Here is an 18802-nt window from a genome sequence, read left to right as displayed (position 1 = left end):
AAGGGCGTCGGCCCGGACCTTTCGGTCCGGACCGACGCCGATGTACAGCTTCGATCTGGGCTCAGTCGAGCCGGATCGCCCTTTCGGGGCAACCCGCTGCGGCCTCCCGCACGGATTCCTCGTGCTCGGCCGGGACCTCGGACACGAGCGTGATGGCGTACCCGCCGTCGCTCAGGTCGAAGACCTCCGGGCAGGCGGCGAGGCAGACACCGTGTCCGCGGCAGGCGTCGTCGTCGACGAAGACCTTCACTTCGACTCACCTTCCACCGGCGCGTACTCGAGGTGCAGGGCGAGCAGGCCGCGCAGGATGAAGGTCGGCAGGTAGCCGAACTTCCGGTCGTCCTCGGGGCCGTGCACCTTCTCGGAGATCCGGATCTCGCTGGTGCGCTCGAGCAGACGTTGGATGCCCACGCGCCCCTCGGTGCGGGCGAGCGGGGCGCCGGGGCACGAGTGCACGCCACGACCGAACGCGATGTGGGTGCGGGCGTTGCGGCGGTCGATGTCGAAGTCGTTCGGATCGGAGAACTGACGCGGGTCGCGGTTGGCGGCACCGTTGACCAGCATCATGATGGTGCCGGCCGAGACGTCGACCCCGCCGATGGTGGTGGGGGTCTTCGCGAGCCGGAAGTCGCCCTTGATGGGGCTCTCGAAACGCAGCGTCTCCTCGATGAAGTTCGGGATGCGGTCGGGCTCGCTGCGCAGGGTCTTCTGGAGTTCGGGCTGCTCGGCGATGATCCGCAGCGCAGAGCTCAGCAGACGCACGGTGGTCTCCTGGCCGGCGGAGAACACGTTCGCGGCGATGCGCAGGACGTCGTCGACGGGCGGCAGGGTGCCGTCGGGGAAGGTCGCGGTGGCGAGGCCCGTCAGCACGTCGTCGGTGGGGTTCGCGCGGCGGTCCTCGATGTACTGGCCGAACTTCTTGTAGAGGAACTCGAGGGGGTTGAGCTTCAGTGCTTCGCCTTCGGTGCTGCCGAGCGAGAACCCCTTCTCCACCTGGATGTTCAGGCCTTCGATGAACTCCTGGTGGTCGCTCTCCGGCACGCCCAGCAGGTCGGCGATGACGAGCATCGCGAACGGCGCGGCGAAGCCGGTGATGTAGTCGCCCTCGCCCCGGGCGAGCAGGTCGTCGAGGAGGCGATCGGCGATGCGCTCGATGAAGGCCTCGTTCTCCTTGAGGCGCTTGGGAGTGATGAGCCGCATCAGCAGGCCGCGATGGTCGGTGTGCTGCGGGGGATCCATGGTGGGGAGCTGGTCGTTCATCGGCAGCGAGGGGCGGTGCTCCTCGATGAAGTCGGTGATGTCGTCGCTCTCGGGGCAGGCCGGAAGGCCGGAGAACGGACCGGTCACCGAGATGCACGACGAGAAGGTCTGTTCGTCGCTGAGGACCTGGATCGCCTCCTCGTAGCCGGTGACCATCATGACGTTGTGGTGGGGTTCGCGCCTGACCGGGCATCCCTCGCGCAGGGCGTCGTAATAGGGGTACGGGTCCTCGACGAGATCCGGATCGGTGAAGAAGTTCTTCGTCTCGATGTCGGTCATGGTTCCTCCCGGGGCAGGCGGTGGGCTGTTGCGGAGTCCGGCCTCGTCCCGCGGCCGTCCCGCGCTCGAAGCCGTTTCTCGCCCGCACATCCAACCATGGGTCGGAAAGTCCGGCGCGAGGGGATCTTTCGTGCATATCGGACTTGTGATCGATCATGTGACGACGATCGACCAACTGTGTTCGATCTTGAAATATGGACGGCGTGGAACCGAAGAAACGACAACGCGCCCGTACTCGAACCCCGGAGGGTTCGGGTACGGGCGCGAGGTGTGCTCATCGCCGGAGTGTCCCGACGGGTGGCATCACACCACCGGTTCCTTGGTGATGGTGACCCAGGCGGCGCCGCTGTCCGGCACGCGGGGCTGCTTCCAGACCTCGACGGGGAACGAGACCATCACGAGCGACTGCATCAGGTGCATGAGCGCGCGGGCATCGTCGTCGAGGTCGTCCAGATCGAACTTGTCGAGGTAGGTGATGGCGTCCTCGAGCCGGCCGAAGGCGGCGTCGTAGAACTGCTGCATCTCGGGCATGCTCGACGCCAGCCGCTTGGCGTAGCGCTCGGGCTCGGTGGCCAGAGCCCAGTCGGCATACGGTTCGAGGTCGGCGAATTCGGTGGGCAGAGTCGTCACTTCTGGTACTCCTTGACGTAATCGGCGACGGTCTTGTGGAGGTGGCGCAGGAGGATTTCCTGGTCGTTGAGCGGGAAATCGGTCACTGCGCGGGTGCCGATCATGGTCTGGGTCGCTTCGAGGGTGTTCGCGTCCTGGAGCGCGTACTCCTTGAAGGTCACCGCGGCGAGTTCCTGCGCGAGGCGGTCGCGAGCGTTCTTCGGCGGGACGAAGTATAGGCTCGTCTCGAAGATGTGCTTGTCGACGGCGGTGGGCCAGTAGGTGTAGGTGAGGTACCAGCCCGGCTTCCAGATGAGCAGCGTCATGTTCGGGAAGAACTCGAAGCTGTCCTGGCCCCAGCTGTGGAACTTGGTGGGGTTGACCGCGGGCGGCAGCTGATCCTCGGCCAGGCCCTCGATGTCCGGGACGTCCCACGGACCGAACAGACCCGAACGCAGGACGCGCTCGATGGGCTTGACCATGTTGAGGTCCTTGGGCGGGGCCATGCCGCCCCACGAGGAGATCATCGAGTGCGGCGACTTGATGTCGTAGTGCAGTGCCTCGTAGCCGTAGCCGGCGAGCTTCTCGGCCTCGTCCTTGACCGCCTGCTTCATGTGCAGGATCGGTGCGTGGTAGAACTCGGCGAACGCGTCGATGAACAGCTTCCAGTTCGCGTTGATCTCCGAGCGGTAGCTGTAGACCTCGGTCATCTTGTCGAAGGGGTAGCCCTCGAGGCCCTTGGCGAAGTCGCCGAGGTAGTCGACGAGCGGTGCCGCATCGTCGTCGAGGTTGATGTAGATGAACCCTTCCCACGTCTCGCAGCGGACCGCCTTGAGTCCGAAGTCCTTCTTGTCGAGATCGAAGAACTCGCCCTCCTGCTGCACGAAGGTCAGATCGCCCTCGAGGCTGTAGCGCCAGGCGTGGTACTTGCAGGTGAACTGCTTGCAGCTACCGGCGGTCTCCTCATTGGGGAAGTCGTTCCACACCAACTTGTTTCCGCGGTGGCGGCAGACGTTGTGGAACGCGCGGATGACGCCGTCGTTGCCCTTGACGATGACCAGCGACGTGCCGGGCCCGGCCGAGGGGATCTCCTTGGTGAAGTAGCTGCCGACGCGGGGCAGCTGCTCGACGCGACCCATGTAGAGCCAGGTGCGCTTGAAGATGGCTTCGCGCTCCGCCTCGAAGAAGGCGGGGTCGATGGAGTCGGTGTAGTCGACGGGTGCGGTGCCGAGTTCGGGATAGTGCTCGGTCCAGCTTCCCTCGGCCGGCTTGGTGAAGTGGGGCAAGGTTCTACCTTTCGTCTTCGAACTCGATACCGAAGGTGTTGTAGGCCATGGCCATCAGGCTGTAGCCACCCACGGTGAAGATGAGGTCCATCAGTTGCTTGGTGGTGAGATGCTCCGAGAGCGCTGTCCAGGTCTCCTCGGACAGGCGCGAGGTCTCGGTCAACTCCCGAACGGAGTCGAGCAGGCGCTGTTCGAACCGATCCTCGGCCGACCCGTCGACGGCCGCGGCGATCTCGTCCGGCGTGAGGCCGGCTTCGGTACCCGCGATCTCGATGTGATGCTCACGCTCGTACGAGCAGTCGTGCAGCGCGGCCACCCGCAGGATCACGAGTTCGCGCAACCTGGCCGGGAGTGTGGATCGGAACAGAAGATGCACGCTGAAGCCGAGAAAGGCCTTGGTCAACTCCGGATGGTGGACGAGCGTCGCCATCGCGGTGCCGGCCTGCTCCGGGTTTCTCATGTGCCGGGGCATCAGACCTTTCAGTGCTGCGTCGACGTCCTCGTCCCAGAGTTCCGCCGGCAGCGGGGATAGCAGTGCCACATCAACCTCCTCCCTGTTCGAGAGAATTGCATTCTCATTTCTGATCGATAGATTTCCATGCCGACGCCGGATAGTCAACGTTCCGGGAGAAATGTCCTGTTTTCGCTAATGGAGGGCGCGTGCACGAAGTAGTTGCCGCTCCATGCCTCCCGTGGAGGTAGGGGTTCGACGTGTCTCGTGCGCGCATGAGCGACGTCTCGCGAAGGTTGATTCTCCTGAAAAGAGAGGATAGTTTTCATCGCACGAGCCACCCGGGGTCGCGCTCGCCCGTCGAGCGATCGAAAGAGAGGTACGTCGTGACCACACCCGCACCACTTCGTCCAGGAGTGCAGCTCGCCGCCGCAGAAGGTTCCACGAGGGTCGTCGTCGTCCGCGCCCCTGCGGAGAACGCACAGGAACTCACATGCGGTGGCGCCCCGATGATTCCGGCTCCTGCGGGCCGGCCCGAACCGTCGGCCGGCGACGCCGTCACCGTCCTCGGCAAGCGCTACGTCGATGCGGACGACACGGTCGAGGTGCTGTGCACCTCCTCGGGACCCGGGGAACTCGGCTACGGCGGTATCCCCATGACTCTCAAGGCCGCGAAGCCGCTTCCCGCCTCCGACTGACCGACACGAAAGGGACCACCATGAGCCTCGACGACGTGCAGCCCCACCCGCAGGGCCGGAGGTGCCGACGATGAGCGGAATGAGTTTCGAACTCAGCGAGGATCAGGAGCTCATCCGCAAGTCGGTGGCCGAACTGACGAAGAGGTTCGACGACCAGTACTGGATGGAGAAGGACCTCGCCCACGAGTTCCCCTCGGAGTTCTACAAGGCCATGGCCGACGGCGGCTGGCTCGGTATCACCATGCCCGAGGAGTACGGCGGGCACGGATACGGCATCACCGAGGCCACCCTGTTGCTCGAGGAGGTCGCGCGTTCGGGCGGCGGCATGAACGCCGCAAGCTCGATCCACCTCAACATCTTCGGCATGCAGCCGGTCGTCAAACACGGTTCCGACGAGCTCAAGGCCCGCACCCTGCCCCGCATCGTCAGCGGCGACCTGCACGTCTGCTTCGGTGTCACCGAACCCGGCGCAGGCCTCGACACCTCGCGGATCACGACCTTCGCCCGGCGGGACGGCGACCACTACGTCGTCAACGGCCGCAAGGTGTGGATCTCGAAGGCACAGGAATCCGAGAAGATCCTGCTGCTGACCCGCACCCAGCGGTACGACGAGGTGCAGAAGAAGACCGACGGCATGACGTTGTTCCTCACCGATCTCGACCGCAGCCGCGTCGACATCCGGCCCATCCGCAAGATGGGGCGCAACGCCGTCACGTCGAACGAGCTGTTCATCGACGACCTGCGGGTGCCGGTGGAGGACCGCGTCGGTGAGGAGGGAAAGGGTTTCGAGTACCTGCTCGACGGCCTCAACCCCGAACGCATGCTCATCGCCGCCGAGGCCCTCGGCATCGGCCGCGTGGCACTCGACAAGGCCGTCAGGTACGGCAACGAACGCGAGGTCTTCGGCCGCCCGATCGGCATGAACCAGGGGATCCAGTTCCCCCTTGCCGATTCGCTCGCCCACCTCGATGCCGCCGAACTCGTCCTGCGCAAGGCGACCTGGCTCTACGACAACGGCAAACCGTGCGGACGGGAAGCCAACACCGCCAAATACCTCTGTGCCGATGCGGGATTCACCGCTGCCGACCGTGCGCTGCAGACGCACGGCGGCATGGGCTACTCGGAGGAGTACAACGTCTCGCGGTACTTCCGCGAAGCGCGCGTCATGCGCATTGCACCGATCAGCCAGGAGATGATCCTGAATTTCCTGAGCTCACACACTCTGGGACTGCCGAGGAGCTACTGATGGCCGTGAACAACTCTCTCTTCGATCTCACCGGGCGGTCGGCCGTGGTGACCGGCGCGGCCGGCGGTATCGGCTCGGCCGTCGCGGAAGCCCTCGCAGCTGCCGGTGCGGCCGTGCTCGTCACCGATGTGAACGGCGACGCTGCAGCGGCTGTCGCCGAACGGATCTCGGTGAACGGCGGTAAGGCCGACAGCGCCGCGCTCGACGTCCGCGACCGGGAGGCGGCCGACGCCGCGATGGCGCGTGCCGCCGGCCTGACCGAGGGGGTGCTCCACATCCTCGTCAACAATGCCGGTGTCACCGACCCGGCGATGTTCGCCGACACCACCGTCGACTCGTTCCAGCGCATCCACGACATCCACGTGCTCGGTGCCTTCAACTGCTCGCAGGCGGCGCTGCCCTTCCTCGCCACCGACGGCAAAGGGCGCATCATCAACGTGACCTCCTCGGCGGGCATCACAGGCACTCTCGGACAGGTGAACTACTCCGCGGCCAAGGCGGGGATCATCGGCATCACCAAGTCGCTCGCCCGCGAGCTGGCCCGCAAGAACATCCTCGTCAACGCGCTGGCCCCGCTCGCCGCGACTCCCATGACGGAGACGATCCGCACCAACGAGAAGTTCGCCGCGAACATGCTCAACCGTATTCCGCTGCGCCGCTGGGCATCCCCGGAGGAGGTCGCCGGAGCGTTCGTCTTCCTCGCCACCGACGCAGCATCGTTCGTCACCGGGCAGGTCCTGCCGGTCGACGGCGGCATGGTGATGTGATGACCGGGACGGTGACAACAGGTTCTGTGGGCTCGGACGGCCCGCTCGCGGGCGTCACCGTCGTCACCCTCGAGCAGGCCGTGTCGGCACCGATGTGCACGCGGACGCTCGCCGACTTCGGTGCGCGGGTCATCAAGATCGAGAACCCTCGCGGTGGTGACTTCGCGCGCGACTACGACGACGTCGTCGGCGGCATGGCCGCACACTTCGTGTGGGCCAACCGCGGCAAGGAATCGGTGACACTCGACCTGAAGTCGGATGACGGGATCGCGGTGCTGCACCGGATCCTCGCCCGCTCCGACGTACTGGTGTCGAATCTGGCGCCGGGCGCGACCGCGCGACTCGGACTGTCGCCCGATCAGCTCGAGGAACGCTATCCGGAACTGATCTCGGTCGAGATCGACGGCTACGGCCCCGGCGGTCCGCTCTCGCACAAACGCGCCTACGACCTTCTCGTCCAAGCGGAGTCGGGGGCGTGCGCGGTCACCGGCCATCCCGGCATGCCGGCGAAACCCGGGCCGCCCGTCGCCGACATCACCACCGGCCTGTACTCGGCCGTGTCGATCCTCGCCCTGCTGTGCGGCAAGGAACGGCACCGCGGCCGCGGCGGCAGCCTGTCGAAGGTCTCGGTGAGCCTGTTCGACACGATGACCGAGATCATGGGATATCCGCTGACCTATACGCGCTATTCCGGAGTGAACCAGCAACCCCTGGGCATGTCGTCGCCGGCCGTCTCACCGTACGGGTCGTACCGCACCGCCGACGATCAGATGGTCGTGCTCGGCACCACCAACGACCGGGAGTGGCAGCGACTCGCGCGGGAGATCATCGAACGCGACGATCTGGCCGACGACGAGCGTTTCCGTTCCAATGCCGGTCGCTGCGAACATCGCGCCGTGCTCGACGAGGCGATCGCGCAGTGGTGCGCCCGGCACCCCCTCGCGCACATCCAGAAGATCGCCGACGAGGCCGGTATCGGCAACTCCCGGTACAACCTGCCCAGCGACGTGATCGCACATCCGCAGCTGCAGGCCCGCGATCGCTGGCGGGAGGTCGCGACCCCCAACGGGCCGATCGAGGCGTTGCTTCCCCCACCGGTCGTCGCGGGATTCGAACTGTCCATGGGCGCGGTGCCGGGGCTCGGTGAGCACACCGACGCGGTGCTGCAGGACTTCGGCATCACCGGCACCGAGATCGCGCGGCTGCGCGAGGCCGGCGCGATCGGCCCCGCATACCGCGCACCGGGTACGGAGGCGGCAGAATGAGCACCGATTCCCTCCTCGTCGACGACCGCGACGGGATCCGGACCCTCACGTTGAACCGGCCGCGTCGCAAGAACGCGATCGACGGTCCGCTCTGGCAGGCGCTGCACGACGTGCTCGTCGACACCGCCGACGACCCGGACGTGCGTGTCCTCGTCATCACCGGCGCGGCCGGCGCGTTCTGTTCCGGTGCCGACATCGCCGATCCCGGTGTCGCACATCCCTTGCGCAAGCTGCGCAAACTGACGGACGTCGCGTTGCTGCTCCACGAACTGCCTGTTCCCACCGTCGCGAAGGTCGACGGCGTCGCCTACGGGGCCGGTTGGAACCTGGCGCTCGGATGCGATCTGGTGGTCGCGACACCGCGCTCGACCTTCTCGCAGATCTTCGCCGAGCGGGGACTGTCACCCGATCTCGGCGGTACATGGCTGCTGCCGAGGCTCGTCGGTCTGCAACAGGCGAAACGGCTCGCATTGCTGGCCGAGGCCATCGACGCCGACGAGGCGCATCGGCTGGGGTTGGTGACGTGGATCGAATCCGAGGACGGCATCGACGCGTTCGTCGACGATCTCTGCGCTCGGCTGTCGGCCGGGCCGCCCGTCGCCCTGGCGCAGACCAAGGCATTGCTCAACGAAGCCGTCGACCGCGGCCTGCGGGATTCCCTCGCCGGTGAAGCGCGCGCCCAGGCGGTCAATTTCGGGACCGTCGACGCCCCCGAGGCGTTCCGGGCCTTCGCCGAGAAGCGCGAGGTCCGCTTCACCGGCCGGTGGGCACTGAATCCGGAACCACTGAATCCGGAACCACAGACTCCGGAACCACAGACAACGAGTGGAGAAGAAGTACATGCGTGAAGCAGTCATCGTCGAAGCCGTCCGCACGCCGGTCGGCAAGCGCAACGGGGGACTGGCGGGCGAGCATCCGGCGGATCTGTCGGCGCACGTCCTGCAGGCCCTCGCCGAGCGCGCGGGTATCGATCCGGCGGTCGTCGACGACGTCGTGTGGGGCTGTGTCTCTCAGGTGGGAGACCAGTCGAGCAATATCGGCCGGTACTCGGTCCTCGCCGCCGGCTGGCCCGAATCGATCCCGGGTACGACGATCAACCGCGCGTGCGGGTCGAGCCAGCAGGCGCTCGACTTCGCGGCGCAGGCGGTGATGTCCGGCCAGCAGGACGTCGTCGTCGCCGGTGGTGTCGAGGTGATGAGCCGTGTGCCGCTGGGCTCGGCACGGGCGTCGGGTCAGCCGTACGGACCGAAGGCACTGGCCCGGTACGACGGGTTCTCGTTCAACCAGGGCATCTCTGCCGAGAAGATCGCGCAGAAGTGGGGCTTCTCCCGGACCCGTCTCGACGAGTTCTCGGTGCTCTCGCACGAGCGGGCCGCCGCTGCGCTGGACCGCGGTGCGTTCGACGCGCAGATCGTCCCGGTGGCCACCGAGGCGGGCGTGGTGTCGGTGGACGAAGGAGTGCGGCGGGGATCGACCGTTGAGAAGCTAGCAGGTCTGAAGCCCGCCTTCGCCGAGGACGGCGTCATCCACGCCGGTAATTCGTCGCAGATCTCCGATGGTGCGGCGGCGCTGCTCGTCACGACGCCGGAGAAGGCCCGGGAACTCGGGCTCACTCCGCTGGTCCGGTACCGGGCCGGTGTCGTCGCCGGCGCCGATCCCGTCCTCATGCTCACCGGACCCATCCCCGCGACGGAGAAGGCCCTCGCGAAGGCCGGTATCGCACTGGGAGATGTCGGGGTCTTCGAGGTCAACGAGGCCTTCGCATCGGTGCCGCTCGCGTGGCTGGCCGAGACGGGTGCCGATCCGGAGAAGCTGAATCCGCTCGGCGGGGCGATCGCGCTCGGTCATCCGCTCGGCGGTTCGGGTGCGGTGTTGATGACCCGGATGATCCATCACATGCGTGATCAGAGCATTCGCTTCGGTCTCCAGACGATGTGCGAGGGCGGCGGGACCGCCAATGCGACCGTCGTCGAACTGGTGTGACCGAGACCGAAACATATATGTAATGAGACTCTTGTCACACTTGGGAAAATGACCTAATGTGCGTTCAGTAGGTTGTTCTTCTTCAGCGAAGTGAGGGATGTTGTCCCAACGTGCATACGACACTCTCCTCGCCAGAGGTGAGGATCGCCGGGAGCTGATTCTCAGCGTTGCCCAGCGGTTTCTGGCGCGGAACGGGTGGCGGAGCACGAGCCTCGCCCAGATCGCCCGGGAAGCAGGATTGACCCCGGCCGGGTTGTTGCATCACTTCGAGTCGAAGGACCAGTTGTTGCACGCGGTGCTCGACGCCCGCGACAACGACGACAACGCTCGTGTGGATCGGACGGGAGATCTCGTCGAACAGCTCAGGAAACTCCCGAAGCGTTTCGAGGAGTCGCCCGAACTGGTCGGAATGTATGCGGTGCTTCTCATCGAGAACCTGGAACCGGATGCCCCTCTGCACGATCGCCTACTCGGGCGGTATCAAGCGGCTCTCGACGCGGTCGAAGCCGGCATCCGGCGTGGACAACACGCCGGGCGATATCGAACGGATGTGGACCCAGCCGTCAAAGCGGTGGAGATCGTCGCTTTCCTGAATGGAATGGAAACCTCATGGCTGCTCGATCGTTCGCTCCCACTGACCGCAATATTCGAGGACTACATACAGTCGCTCGAGCAACAGCTCATGCCCGCCGCCACATCCTGAGACGACGGGTCGCCGTCGTTGCGCCCAAGGTCGCAGACGCCGTCCGGTATACCGGCGGTTGGCTGTACGACCAGGTTGCGGCAGGCTGGGAAGTGGTGGTTGTCGTTCCGCAGAGTTCCGATCTGCGTCCGTTCGAGATCCTCGGTGCGACCAAGGCCGTCGACCTCGAGTCGGCCCTGAGCTCCGCGACCTACGGTCCCATGCCCGACACCGTCGCCATCGCCGCCGATCTCTACGCCTCCGACGAGCGGATCCGCAGCGGTGTCCTCGAGGCCCTGGCGGAGAACCCCACCACGATCGCGCTGTGGGGCGAGAACGTTCCCTCCGAACTCGACTCGCGCATCGTGCCGCTGCAGCACCGCCTGAGTCGCGCGGCCCAGGTCTTCAAGTCGCATGCCCTCGCCGCTGCCGCGGCACCGGCGACCGCGGTCGCTGCCACCGAATCGTTCCTCACCGGAGGTGCCGACACGCTCCGTATGCGCGGCAACCTCGTCTCCATGGCCTGAGCACCACGACGACTGTGGCCCGGCCTCCTTGCTCGGAGGCCGGGCCACAGTCGTAGTGCCGGAAGAGAATTGCTGCGCTGGTCGATCCTTGCGCGCCGAATCGGGGTTCGCCCGGCGTGTAGGGCGCGCAAGGATCGGTTCGTCGCGCGAGGACGATCAGCGGGACATGTCGAGGACGACCTTCCCGACCGCTCGTCCGTCGGCGACGTGACGAAGCGCCCGCGCGGCGTTCTCCAGTGGATAGTCCGCGCCGATGTGCGGAACCGCCGTGCCCGAGACGAGCAGGTCCACGAGTTCGGACTCGTTCCGCCGGTACTCCTCCGGATCGAGATCCTGGAACTGGAAGCCCATGATCCGGATGCCCTTGACCAGAACGAGATTCAGAGGGATCCGGGGGATCGACCCGGACGCGTACCCGATGGTGACGAAACGTCCACCGCGGGCGAGCGACCGGAGCGCCGGCTCCGAGAGTTCGCCGCCGACAGGATCGACGACGACGTCGGCTCCCTCCGGCAGCGCGTCCTTCAGGGCCGAACGCAGATCGCTCGTGCGGTGATCGATCGTGTGCGCGGCGCCGTAGGACGACGCGACCGCGAGTTTGTCGACCGACGAGGCGACGGCGGTGACCGAAGCGCCCAGCGCCACACCGAGTTGCACGGCCGCTAGACCGACACCCCCGCCGGCCCCGAGGACGACGAGTCGTTCTCCTGGCTGCAGGCGCGCCACCGACCGGAGCGTGTGATAGGCCGTTCGGTGCGCCACTCCGAAGGATGCGGCGGTCCGGTCGTCGATCCCGTCGGGGGTCTTCTTCAAGGCCTTCGTGGGAGCAACCACCTCGTCGGCGAACGCTCCGACCAGCCCGGTACCGGTGACCCGATCGCCCACCGAGAATCCGTCCGCGTCGTCCGTGACCTCGACGACGGTGCCCGCGTACTCGCTGCCCGGAACGAAGGGTGGCGGCACGCTGATCTGGTACCTGTTCGCCACGAGGAGGACGTCGGGGAAGTTCACTGCGGCCGCCCCCACGCGCACCCGGACGTGACCGGGCGCGAGCGGGGACGACGGCCGCGACTCCATCCGAAGGGATTCGGGTTCCCCGTATTCGGTGCAGACGACGGCGCGAACGGTGTCCACCGGTTCTGCCGGGGCGGTCACCGTCCCTGCCAGACCGGCGCCCGCTTCTCCATGAACGCGGTGGCGCCTTCCTTCGCGTCGTTGCTGGTGAAGACGACCGACTGCCAGTGGGAGAGTCGCTCGCCGGCGCGCTCGGGATCGGCCTGCGCGAGCCGGACGAGTTCCTTCACCGCGGACAGGCCGAGCGGGGCGTTCGCCGCGATCCGCCGGGCGTAGTCGAGCGCGGTGTCCAGGACCTGATCGGGCGTCACCACGGCATTGATCAGCCCGAGTTCGTAGCCGCGCTGCGCCGTGATCGGATCCCCCGTCAGGGTCAGCTCGAGTGCCGCCCCGACGGGGATGCGGGTGCCGATGGCGGTGCCGCCACCGGCGGGGAAGAGTCCCCGCTTCACCTCGGGCAGGCCGAACTTCGCCTCGGAGGACGCCACGATGATGTCGGCGCCGAGGAGGAGTTCGAGCCCGCCGCCCACAGCGCTGCCGTTGGCGGCGCCGACGACCGGGACGGTGAGTTCGCCCTTGGACAGCCGGGCGTATCCGGCGGCCTCGTCGGAGTCCGTGCCGATGTCCTCGCCTTCCGCGAACGCACGCAGGTCCATGCCCGCACAGAACGCCCGGTCGCCCGTGCCGGTGAGCACGATCGTCCGGATCTCCGGATCCGCCTCCGCCCGAAGGGCCGCAGCGCCGATTCCGCGGAGCACGGCTCCGTTGAGGGCATTACGCGCCTCGGGGCGGTCGATGCGGAGGACGAGCACCGGTCCGTGCCGTTCCTCCACCAGCCCTTCCACGACAGTCGTCATCGCAGACCCCTTCAGCCCTTGTAGTCCGTCGACTCGGCGAGATCGGCGGCCGACTTCATGAGACTGGTGATGACCGGTCCGTACGACTGCAGCTTGGGATCGTCCCCGGCCCGCTGGAATCCCTGTTCGAGGACGATGGCGAGCTTCCACTTGGCGAGGATCAGGTAGTAGTCGATGTCGTCGACCTGGCGGCCGGAGACCTCGGCGTAGTGCGCGAGCATCTGCGCGCGACCGGGCATCCCGGTCAGGTCGACGTAGCTGACCGCACTGTCCTCGTTCGCGCTCGTGTCCTCGGGCCAGTTCATGAGCATCCAGCCGAGATCGAGCTTCGGGTCGCCGACGGTACCCATCTCCCAGTCGACGAGCGCCGCGAGCTTCGCGGGGGCGCCGTGCTCGAACATCACGTTGGCGAACTGGTAGTCGCCGTGCATCAGACCCGGGATGTAGTCGAGCGGACGATGGGTCTCGAGCCACTTCGTCGCGACGTCCATGCCCTCGATCTCGCGGGCCTTGATCCGTTCGAAGAAGCGGGTCCACCGGCTCACCTGCCGGTCGTGGAAACCGTCGGGACGTCCCAGATCCTCCAGGCCCTGTGCCTTCCAGTCCACCTTCGACAGCAGGGCGATGCCCTCGGCGAGCTGGTAGGCCAGGCCGGCGCGAGCGTCGAGATCGGTGTCGAACGGTGCGGGCCAGGTGCCGCGGTGGTCCATCGGCGACCATCCGTCGACGTGTCCCATGAGGTAGAAGGAGCGTCCGAGGACGGACGTGTCCTCACATGCGGCAACGGCTTTCGTGTGCGGGACGTCGGTTCCGGCCAGTCCCTGGATGATCCGCCACTCGCGCATGATCCCGCTGTCGCGGTCGGCCGGTGCACCGGCCGGAGGGATGCGGATGACGCACGTGAAGTCGTCGCGCGTGAGCTTGTAGATCTCGTTCTGTGTACCGCCGGAGAGATACTTCGCGTCGAGCGGCGCGCCCTTGCCGGGCAGGCCCTGCTCGTCCATCCATTCGGCGAGACGCTCGGTGTCGATCACAGGTTCCCCACTTCGAGTTCGATGTAGTCGGCGTACTTCTTCCGGGCTTCTTCCTGCTTCTTCGGGATCCACTCCGAGGGCCACATGTCGTCGACCGGGCTGTAGTCGCGGAGGACCTGCTTGGCGACGGTGGTCTTGTGTACTTCGGTCGGCCCGTCGGCCAGGCCCATCACTGCTGCGCCGTGGATCATCTTGAAGAACGGCATCTCGTTGGTGACACCCAGTGCACCGTGCACCTGCATGGCGCGCCACGCGATGTCGTGGAGCACGGTGGGCATGATGATCTTCGCTGTCGCGATGTCCTTGCGGACCTTCTTGTAGTCGTTGTACTTGTCGATCTTCCACGCGGTGTTGAGCACGAACAGGCGGAACTGTGCGAGCTGCGCGTAGGAGTCGGCGATGTAGCCCTGCACGGCCTGCTTGTCGGAGAGGCGGCTGCCGGCCGTCTCGCGACTGAGGGCACGCTCGCACATCATGTCCAGGGCCTTCTGGGCCAGGCCGATGGTGCGCATCGCATGGTGGATGCGACCGCCACCGAGTCGCACCTGCGCGGCCGCGAACGCCTGGCCCTCCTCGCCGAGGAGCGCGTCGGCGGGCACACGCACGTTGTCGTAGTGGATCAGCGCGTGGGTGCCCTCGTTCAGCGGTTCGCCGTAGAGGCCGACGTTGCGCACGATGTTCACGCCCGGGGTGTCGGTGGGGACGAGGAACATCGACGTGCCCTTGTACACGGGGACGTCGGGATCCGTCACAACCATGACGATGAGGAACTCGGCGGTGCGGGCGTTGGAGGAGAAGAACTTCCACCCGTTGATGACCCAGTGGTCGCCGTCCTTGACCGCGCGGCACCGGAACTGGGCGGGATCGGCACCGCCCTGCGGTTCGGTCATCGAGTACGAGGAGAACACCTCGCCGTCGAGCAGCGGCTGCAGGTAGCGCTCCTTCTGCTCGGGGGTGCCGAAATGGGCGATGATCTCGGCGTTGCCGGTATCGGGTGCCTGGCAACCGAACACGATCGGTGCCCACGACGAGCGCCCGAGGATCTCGTTGAGCAGTGCGAGCTTGAGCTGTCCGTATCCCTGACCGCCGAGTTCGGGGCCGAGATGAGTGGCCCACAGACCTTCTGCGCGAACCTTCTCCTTGAGAGGGTCGATGGCCTTGCGGCGGAGTCCGTCGAGAGGGACGAACTGTTCGTGTTCCCACACGAGGTCGAGAGGTTCGACCTCCTCGCGCACGAACGCATCGGCCCAGTCCAGCTTCTTCTGGTACTCGGGCTCGGTCTCGAAGTCCCAGGCCATTGCGCCTCCCTTCCATCGGTGAGAATATCTATCTCGATACCAAGAATCTCATTCTTACACGACCGAAGAGCAATTGGAACATCTACATCCGAAAGGCGCAGACATGAAGGCCGAAGACCTCTTCCACCTCGGGGTCGTCACCGACGACCCACGCGGCGCCCGGGACGAACTCTCGACGCTGCTCGGCTACCAGTGGGGACCACAGGTGGGCGGAGCCGTCGACGTGACGCTGCCGGACGGCGACCGGAGTGTCGATCTGCAGTGCTCCTATTCGGTCACCGAACCGCGGATCGAGATCGTCTCGGCCGTGCCCGAGGCGCCCCTGTGGGCCGCGACCTCCGGTATCCACCACCTCGGCTACTGGTCGGACGACGTCGAGTCGGACTGCCGTCTTCTCGAGAAGGAAGGATTCGTCGTCGAGGCCACCCGCGCGCTGCCCGGCGGCGGTATGTTCTTCGCATTCGCCCGCAGTCGACGGGGCGTGCTCGTCGAACTCGTCACCCGCACCGCCGAATCCGGACTGTCGCGGTGCTGGGCCACATCCTGATGACCCGAGAGGACTGCATGTCATGACCACGGTGGGGATCGCGACCGGAGCCGGTCGCGGAATGGGATACGCGTGCGCGCAACGCATGATCGGCACGGTCGACACCGTGCTGCTCGTCGACCTGGACGCCGACACCGTCCGCGCCACCGCCGACGAGTTGAACGGTGATCGGACACGGGTCGAACCGATCGTCCTCGACGTCACCGACGTCGACGGACTCGAACGACTGGCTGCGCGCGTGACGGAACTCGGGACGCTGCGATCGGTCGCCCATGCGGCGGGTATCTCGCCGACCATGGCCGACTGGCGACGGATCTTCGCCGTCGACCTGGTCGGGACCGCACGGCTCGCCCGGGCGCTCCGTCCACTCGCGACCGCAGGCACCGCGTCGGTCTACTTCGCCTCGATGGCACCGAACATCGGGCGGATGCAGCCGTCACCGGAAGAGATCGCCGTGCTCGCGGATCCGCTCGCCGAGGACTTCCTCGACCGTCTCCGGGAGGTCGTGGGGGAGGCGATCGAACATCCCGGCGTCGCCTATGCATGGGCGAAATACGGTGTGCAGCAGTTCGCGCGCGACGAAGCCGTGCGGCTCGGAGCAGTCGGGGCGCGCGCATGCTCCGTGTCTCCGGGCATCATCGACACTCCTCAGGGCCGGCAGGAAGCGGACCACAACGAGTCGATGGGCGAGATGGTGCGAGCGACGCCGCTCGGCCGCACGGGCCGTGCCGAGGAACTCGCCGCCGTCGTCACATTCCTGTTGTCCGACGAGGCGAGCTTCGTCAACGGCACCGACGTGCTCGTCGACGGCGGTGTGGTCGCCTCGCTCACCTCTGGGGCGGATCGCGCGTCAGTTCGGCCGTAGGCCGCGCAGGAACAGGTCCACGACGGCCCGCACGTGGGCGTCGACGTCCTCGGCCCCGCGCACGATCCCGAACGAGGCCAGGCGCGCGGGACCACCCGATGCCATGGCCAGGAACAACTCGGCGAGCGTGTCGGGGTCGTCGGCGACGATGCTCCCCGTCGCGGCGTGCCGGCGGAGCAGATCCGCGACCTGTTTCCTGCGCGGCCAGTAACCGGGGCCGAGGGCCTTGCGGGCGATGTCCGGATAGCGCGAGGCGTAGGCGATGGCGACCTGCTGGAGCTTGATCATCGACGGGTCCAGGGCGCGCCGGACGGCGGCCTCCGCGATGGCGGTCAGTGAGTCCCCGAGATCGTCGTAGTCGGGGATCTCCGGTTCGGGTGCGGGCCAGTCGGTGCGCTGCATGGCCCAGCCGAGGACGTACCGGAAGACGTCCTCCTTGGTCGGGAAACGCGCATAGAGAGACGGTTTCGTGGTGCCGGCCGCCGCGGCGATGGCGTTCATCGTCGTGCCTTCGTAACCGTTCTCGAGGAACAGCCGGAGGGCGGACTCGCGTACCGCGTCGTCGAGCCGGCTCGCTTCCTCCCTGGTGGGGCGTCCACCACGGCGTCGTGTGTCCTGCTCGCTGCGGATCGGGGTCATGAGGGAAGTGTGCCAAATCGTTTCGGGCCTGGACACAAAACTTTCCCCGTGGGTATGGTTGCAGCAATTCTTTATCTATACCGCTCAGTCAAGTTATCGACGTTCCGCATCCAGAGGGCCGGAGGACACCCAGATGACAGAAACAACCCTGCAGAAAGACGTCGTCGCGACGCTGAACGCGTACTTCCAAGAGCGGCGCGACCGGGTCCCCGTGCTCGCGCAGCGCGCCGCCGACCAGGGCATCGAGGAGATCCGCTCACGCGAGGACATGATCCCTCTGCTCTTCCCCCACACCACCTACAAGAGCTATCCCGACATGCTCATCGCCAAGGGCCGGTGGGAGCAGATGAACCGCTGGCTCGGTTCCCTGTCGAGCCGCCCGGTCGACGACGTCGACGTCTCCGGGGTCGCCGACGTCGACGACTGGATCGCCGCCCTCGAGAGGGCCGGCCACATGGTGTCGAGTTCGAGCGGGACCAGCGGCAAGGGCTCCTTCCTCAACAAGTCCCAGCGCGACCTCGAGGTCAACAAGCAGAATCTGCTCGACTGCTTCACCGCGCTCGGACTGCCGCCGGAGAAGCGCTGGCACGTCATCCCGGTCGGCCCCGAGACCGGCCAGACGCAGCACAACGGTGTCCGCGACCTGATCATCCGCGAGTTCTCCCGCCCGGACGCCCTTCCGCTGTTCGAGGGGGCGCCCGCCGAGGGCTTCCACCGCTACATGGCCAAGTTGTCGGCCATGCGCCGGGCGATGGCCGACGGCACCGCCGCCCCCGACGACATCGCACGCTTCGAGGCCGAATCCGCCGAGCGCGCCGCCCAGCAGGATCGGCGACTGCACCACTTCGCCGACGAGATCATCGCGCACAGGTCCGAGGACATCCTCTTCAGTTCCCAGTTCCCGCAACTGTTCCGGCTCTGCGAGATCCTGCGGGAGAAGGGCGTCCGCGACGGCGACATCACCGGCAACAACGCGCTCACCAGCGGCGGCGGACTGAAGGGCACGAACCTTCCCGCCGACTACCAGGAACAGATCTACCGGCTCCTCAACATCGTGCCGGAGCGCTTCCTGCACTACTACTCGATGCAGGAACTCAACAACCGCATGTTCAAGTGCCCCGAGGAGGGCCGCTACCACGTGCCGGACGAGATCGTGCTGTTCGTCCTCACCAAGGACGGAAGCGCCCTCTCCGAACCCGAAGGCACCATCGTCGAGGGACGCGCGGCCTTCGTCGACACCACCGTCGACGGCCGGTGGGGCGGAACGATCTCCGGCGACCGGATCACCGTCGACCTCGGAACGTGCCCGTGCGGCCGGCCCGGCGAGACCGTGCTGCCGAACATCGTCCGCTACTCCGACCTCGGCGAAGACGACAAGATCACCTGTGCCGGAACGATGGACGCCTACGTCCGCGGACTCTCGGGAGAGTGAGCC

The 18802-nt window shown here is 66.6% G+C and carries 21 protein-coding genes; 11 read left to right on the top strand and 10 right to left on the bottom strand.

Features of this window, described 5'->3' with window-relative positions:
* Positions 1 to 61 precede the first annotated feature (61 nt).
* The 5 genes from U9J23_RS21310 to U9J23_RS21290 all read right to left on the bottom strand — a co-directional run bounded on the left by U9J23_RS21310 (position 62) and on the right by U9J23_RS21290 (position 3975).
* A complete protein-coding gene (locus U9J23_RS21310) occupies positions 62 to 250 on the bottom strand; it encodes a ferredoxin (protein ID WP_145690839.1) in 189 nt (62 codons plus the stop codon).
* On the bottom strand, positions 247 to 1539 hold the full coding sequence (locus U9J23_RS21305; protein ID WP_229582819.1) for a cytochrome P450: 1293 nt from the start codon (positions 1537 to 1539) through the stop codon (positions 247 to 249). The genes U9J23_RS21310 and U9J23_RS21305 overlap by 4 nt, the downstream gene beginning before the upstream one ends.
* A 303-nt stretch (positions 1540 to 1842) precedes the next feature.
* Positions 1843 to 2169 (bottom strand): hypothetical protein, encoded by a 327-nt coding sequence (locus tag U9J23_RS21300; RefSeq protein WP_059384037.1) that lies wholly within the window; start codon positions 2167 to 2169, stop codon positions 1843 to 1845.
* A complete protein-coding gene (locus U9J23_RS21295) occupies positions 2166 to 3434 on the bottom strand; it encodes an aromatic ring-hydroxylating oxygenase subunit alpha (protein ID WP_016695494.1) in 1269 nt (422 codons plus the stop codon). The genes U9J23_RS21300 and U9J23_RS21295 overlap by 4 nt, the downstream gene beginning before the upstream one ends.
* Before the next feature lie 4 nt (positions 3435 to 3438).
* The gene (locus U9J23_RS21290) at positions 3439 to 3975 is read right to left on the bottom strand and encodes a carboxymuconolactone decarboxylase family protein (RefSeq protein WP_229582818.1); all 537 of its coding nucleotides are present in this window, start codon (positions 3973 to 3975) and stop codon (positions 3439 to 3441) included.
* Positions 3976 to 4271: 296 nt separating this feature from the next.
* On the opposite strand from U9J23_RS21290, the gene U9J23_RS21285 reads away from it, so the two are divergent.
* The 8 genes from U9J23_RS21285 to U9J23_RS21250 all read left to right on the top strand — a co-directional run bounded on the left by U9J23_RS21285 (position 4272) and on the right by U9J23_RS21250 (position 11053).
* Positions 4272 to 4583, top strand: coding sequence for a hypothetical protein (locus U9J23_RS21285; RefSeq protein WP_026061767.1), 312 nt, complete (start codon positions 4272 to 4274; stop codon positions 4581 to 4583).
* A 79-nt stretch (positions 4584 to 4662) separates the two neighbouring features.
* Positions 4663 to 5829, top strand: a complete 1167-nt coding sequence (locus U9J23_RS21280; RefSeq protein WP_085470198.1) for an acyl-CoA dehydrogenase family protein — start codon at positions 4663 to 4665, stop codon at positions 5827 to 5829.
* Positions 5829 to 6596: an SDR family NAD(P)-dependent oxidoreductase gene (locus tag U9J23_RS21275; protein WP_059384039.1), complete on the top strand. Its 768-nt coding sequence runs from the start codon at positions 5829 to 5831 to the stop codon at positions 6594 to 6596. Before U9J23_RS21280 ends, U9J23_RS21275 begins: the two co-directional genes overlap by 1 nt.
* 11 nt (positions 6597 to 6607) lie before the next feature.
* A complete protein-coding gene (locus tag U9J23_RS21270; protein WP_370670870.1) occupies positions 6608 to 7861 on the top strand; it encodes a CaiB/BaiF CoA transferase family protein in 1254 nt (417 codons plus the stop codon).
* The gene (locus U9J23_RS21265; RefSeq protein ID WP_059384041.1) at positions 7858 to 8709 is read left to right on the top strand and encodes an enoyl-CoA hydratase/isomerase family protein; all 852 of its coding nucleotides are present in this window, start codon (positions 7858 to 7860) and stop codon (positions 8707 to 8709) included. The genes U9J23_RS21270 and U9J23_RS21265 overlap by 4 nt, the downstream gene beginning before the upstream one ends.
* Positions 8702 to 9844: a thiolase family protein gene (locus U9J23_RS21260; RefSeq protein WP_085470196.1), complete on the top strand. Its 1143-nt coding sequence runs from the start codon at positions 8702 to 8704 to the stop codon at positions 9842 to 9844. Before U9J23_RS21265 ends, U9J23_RS21260 begins: the two co-directional genes overlap by 8 nt.
* Before the next feature lie 97 nt (positions 9845 to 9941).
* Positions 9942 to 10547: a TetR/AcrR family transcriptional regulator gene (locus U9J23_RS21255; RefSeq protein ID WP_059384042.1), complete on the top strand. Its 606-nt coding sequence runs from the start codon at positions 9942 to 9944 to the stop codon at positions 10545 to 10547.
* A gap of 95 nt (positions 10548 to 10642) precedes the next feature.
* The gene (locus tag U9J23_RS21250) at positions 10643 to 11053 is read left to right on the top strand and encodes a hypothetical protein (protein WP_306303681.1); all 411 of its coding nucleotides are present in this window, start codon (positions 10643 to 10645) and stop codon (positions 11051 to 11053) included.
* Between the two features lie 156 nt (positions 11054 to 11209).
* On the opposite strand, the gene U9J23_RS21245 is transcribed toward U9J23_RS21250, so the two are convergent.
* The 4 genes from U9J23_RS21245 to U9J23_RS21230 are packed head-to-tail and all read right to left on the bottom strand — an operon-like array spanning position 11210 to position 15316.
* A complete protein-coding gene (locus U9J23_RS21245; RefSeq protein ID WP_080968386.1) occupies positions 11210 to 12208 on the bottom strand; it encodes an NADPH:quinone oxidoreductase family protein in 999 nt (332 codons plus the stop codon).
* Positions 12205 to 12984, bottom strand: a complete 780-nt coding sequence (locus U9J23_RS21240; protein ID WP_059384043.1) for an enoyl-CoA hydratase-related protein — start codon at positions 12982 to 12984, stop codon at positions 12205 to 12207. Before U9J23_RS21240 ends, U9J23_RS21245 begins: the two co-directional genes overlap by 4 nt.
* 11 nt (positions 12985 to 12995) lie before the next feature.
* Complete coding sequence (locus U9J23_RS21235; RefSeq protein ID WP_229579655.1) at positions 12996 to 14018, bottom strand: phosphotransferase family protein; 1023 nt, start codon at positions 14016 to 14018, stop codon at positions 12996 to 12998.
* Entirely contained in the window at positions 14015 to 15316 is a 1302-nt protein-coding gene (locus tag U9J23_RS21230) for an acyl-CoA dehydrogenase family protein (RefSeq protein WP_059384044.1), read from the bottom strand. Before U9J23_RS21230 ends, U9J23_RS21235 begins: the two co-directional genes overlap by 4 nt.
* 103 nt (positions 15317 to 15419) lie before the next feature.
* Here U9J23_RS21230 and U9J23_RS21225 point away from each other — a divergent pair, with 103 nt between their 5' ends.
* Both U9J23_RS21225 and U9J23_RS21220 read left to right on the top strand, forming a co-directional pair.
* Positions 15420 to 15863, top strand: coding sequence for a VOC family protein (locus U9J23_RS21225; RefSeq protein ID WP_059384045.1), 444 nt, complete (start codon positions 15420 to 15422; stop codon positions 15861 to 15863).
* A 22-nt stretch (positions 15864 to 15885) separates the two neighbouring features.
* Positions 15886 to 16728 carry an SDR family oxidoreductase gene (locus U9J23_RS21220; RefSeq protein ID WP_059384046.1) on the top strand — a complete coding sequence of 281 codons (843 nt, stop codon included), beginning with the start codon at positions 15886 to 15888 and terminating at the stop codon, positions 16726 to 16728.
* Here the strand turns inward: U9J23_RS21220 and U9J23_RS21215 are convergent.
* Positions 16714 to 17367, bottom strand: a complete 654-nt coding sequence (locus tag U9J23_RS21215) for a TetR/AcrR family transcriptional regulator (RefSeq protein ID WP_059384047.1) — start codon at positions 17365 to 17367, stop codon at positions 16714 to 16716. The genes U9J23_RS21220 and U9J23_RS21215 overlap by 15 nt on opposite strands.
* Positions 17368 to 17500: 133 nt before the next feature.
* Between U9J23_RS21215 and U9J23_RS21210 the strand changes: the two genes are divergently transcribed.
* The gene (locus U9J23_RS21210) at positions 17501 to 18799 is read left to right on the top strand and encodes a hypothetical protein (protein WP_326600265.1); all 1299 of its coding nucleotides are present in this window, start codon (positions 17501 to 17503) and stop codon (positions 18797 to 18799) included.
* Positions 18800 to 18802 lie beyond the last annotated feature (3 nt).

This window comes from Rhodococcus sp. PD04 (assembly GCF_035918275.1).
Lineage (GTDB): Bacteria > Actinomycetota > Actinomycetes > Mycobacteriales > Mycobacteriaceae > Rhodococcus > Rhodococcus rhodochrous.
Note: the sequence above shows the minus strand (reverse complement) of the source record. Positions and strands in the feature narration are given on the sequence as shown.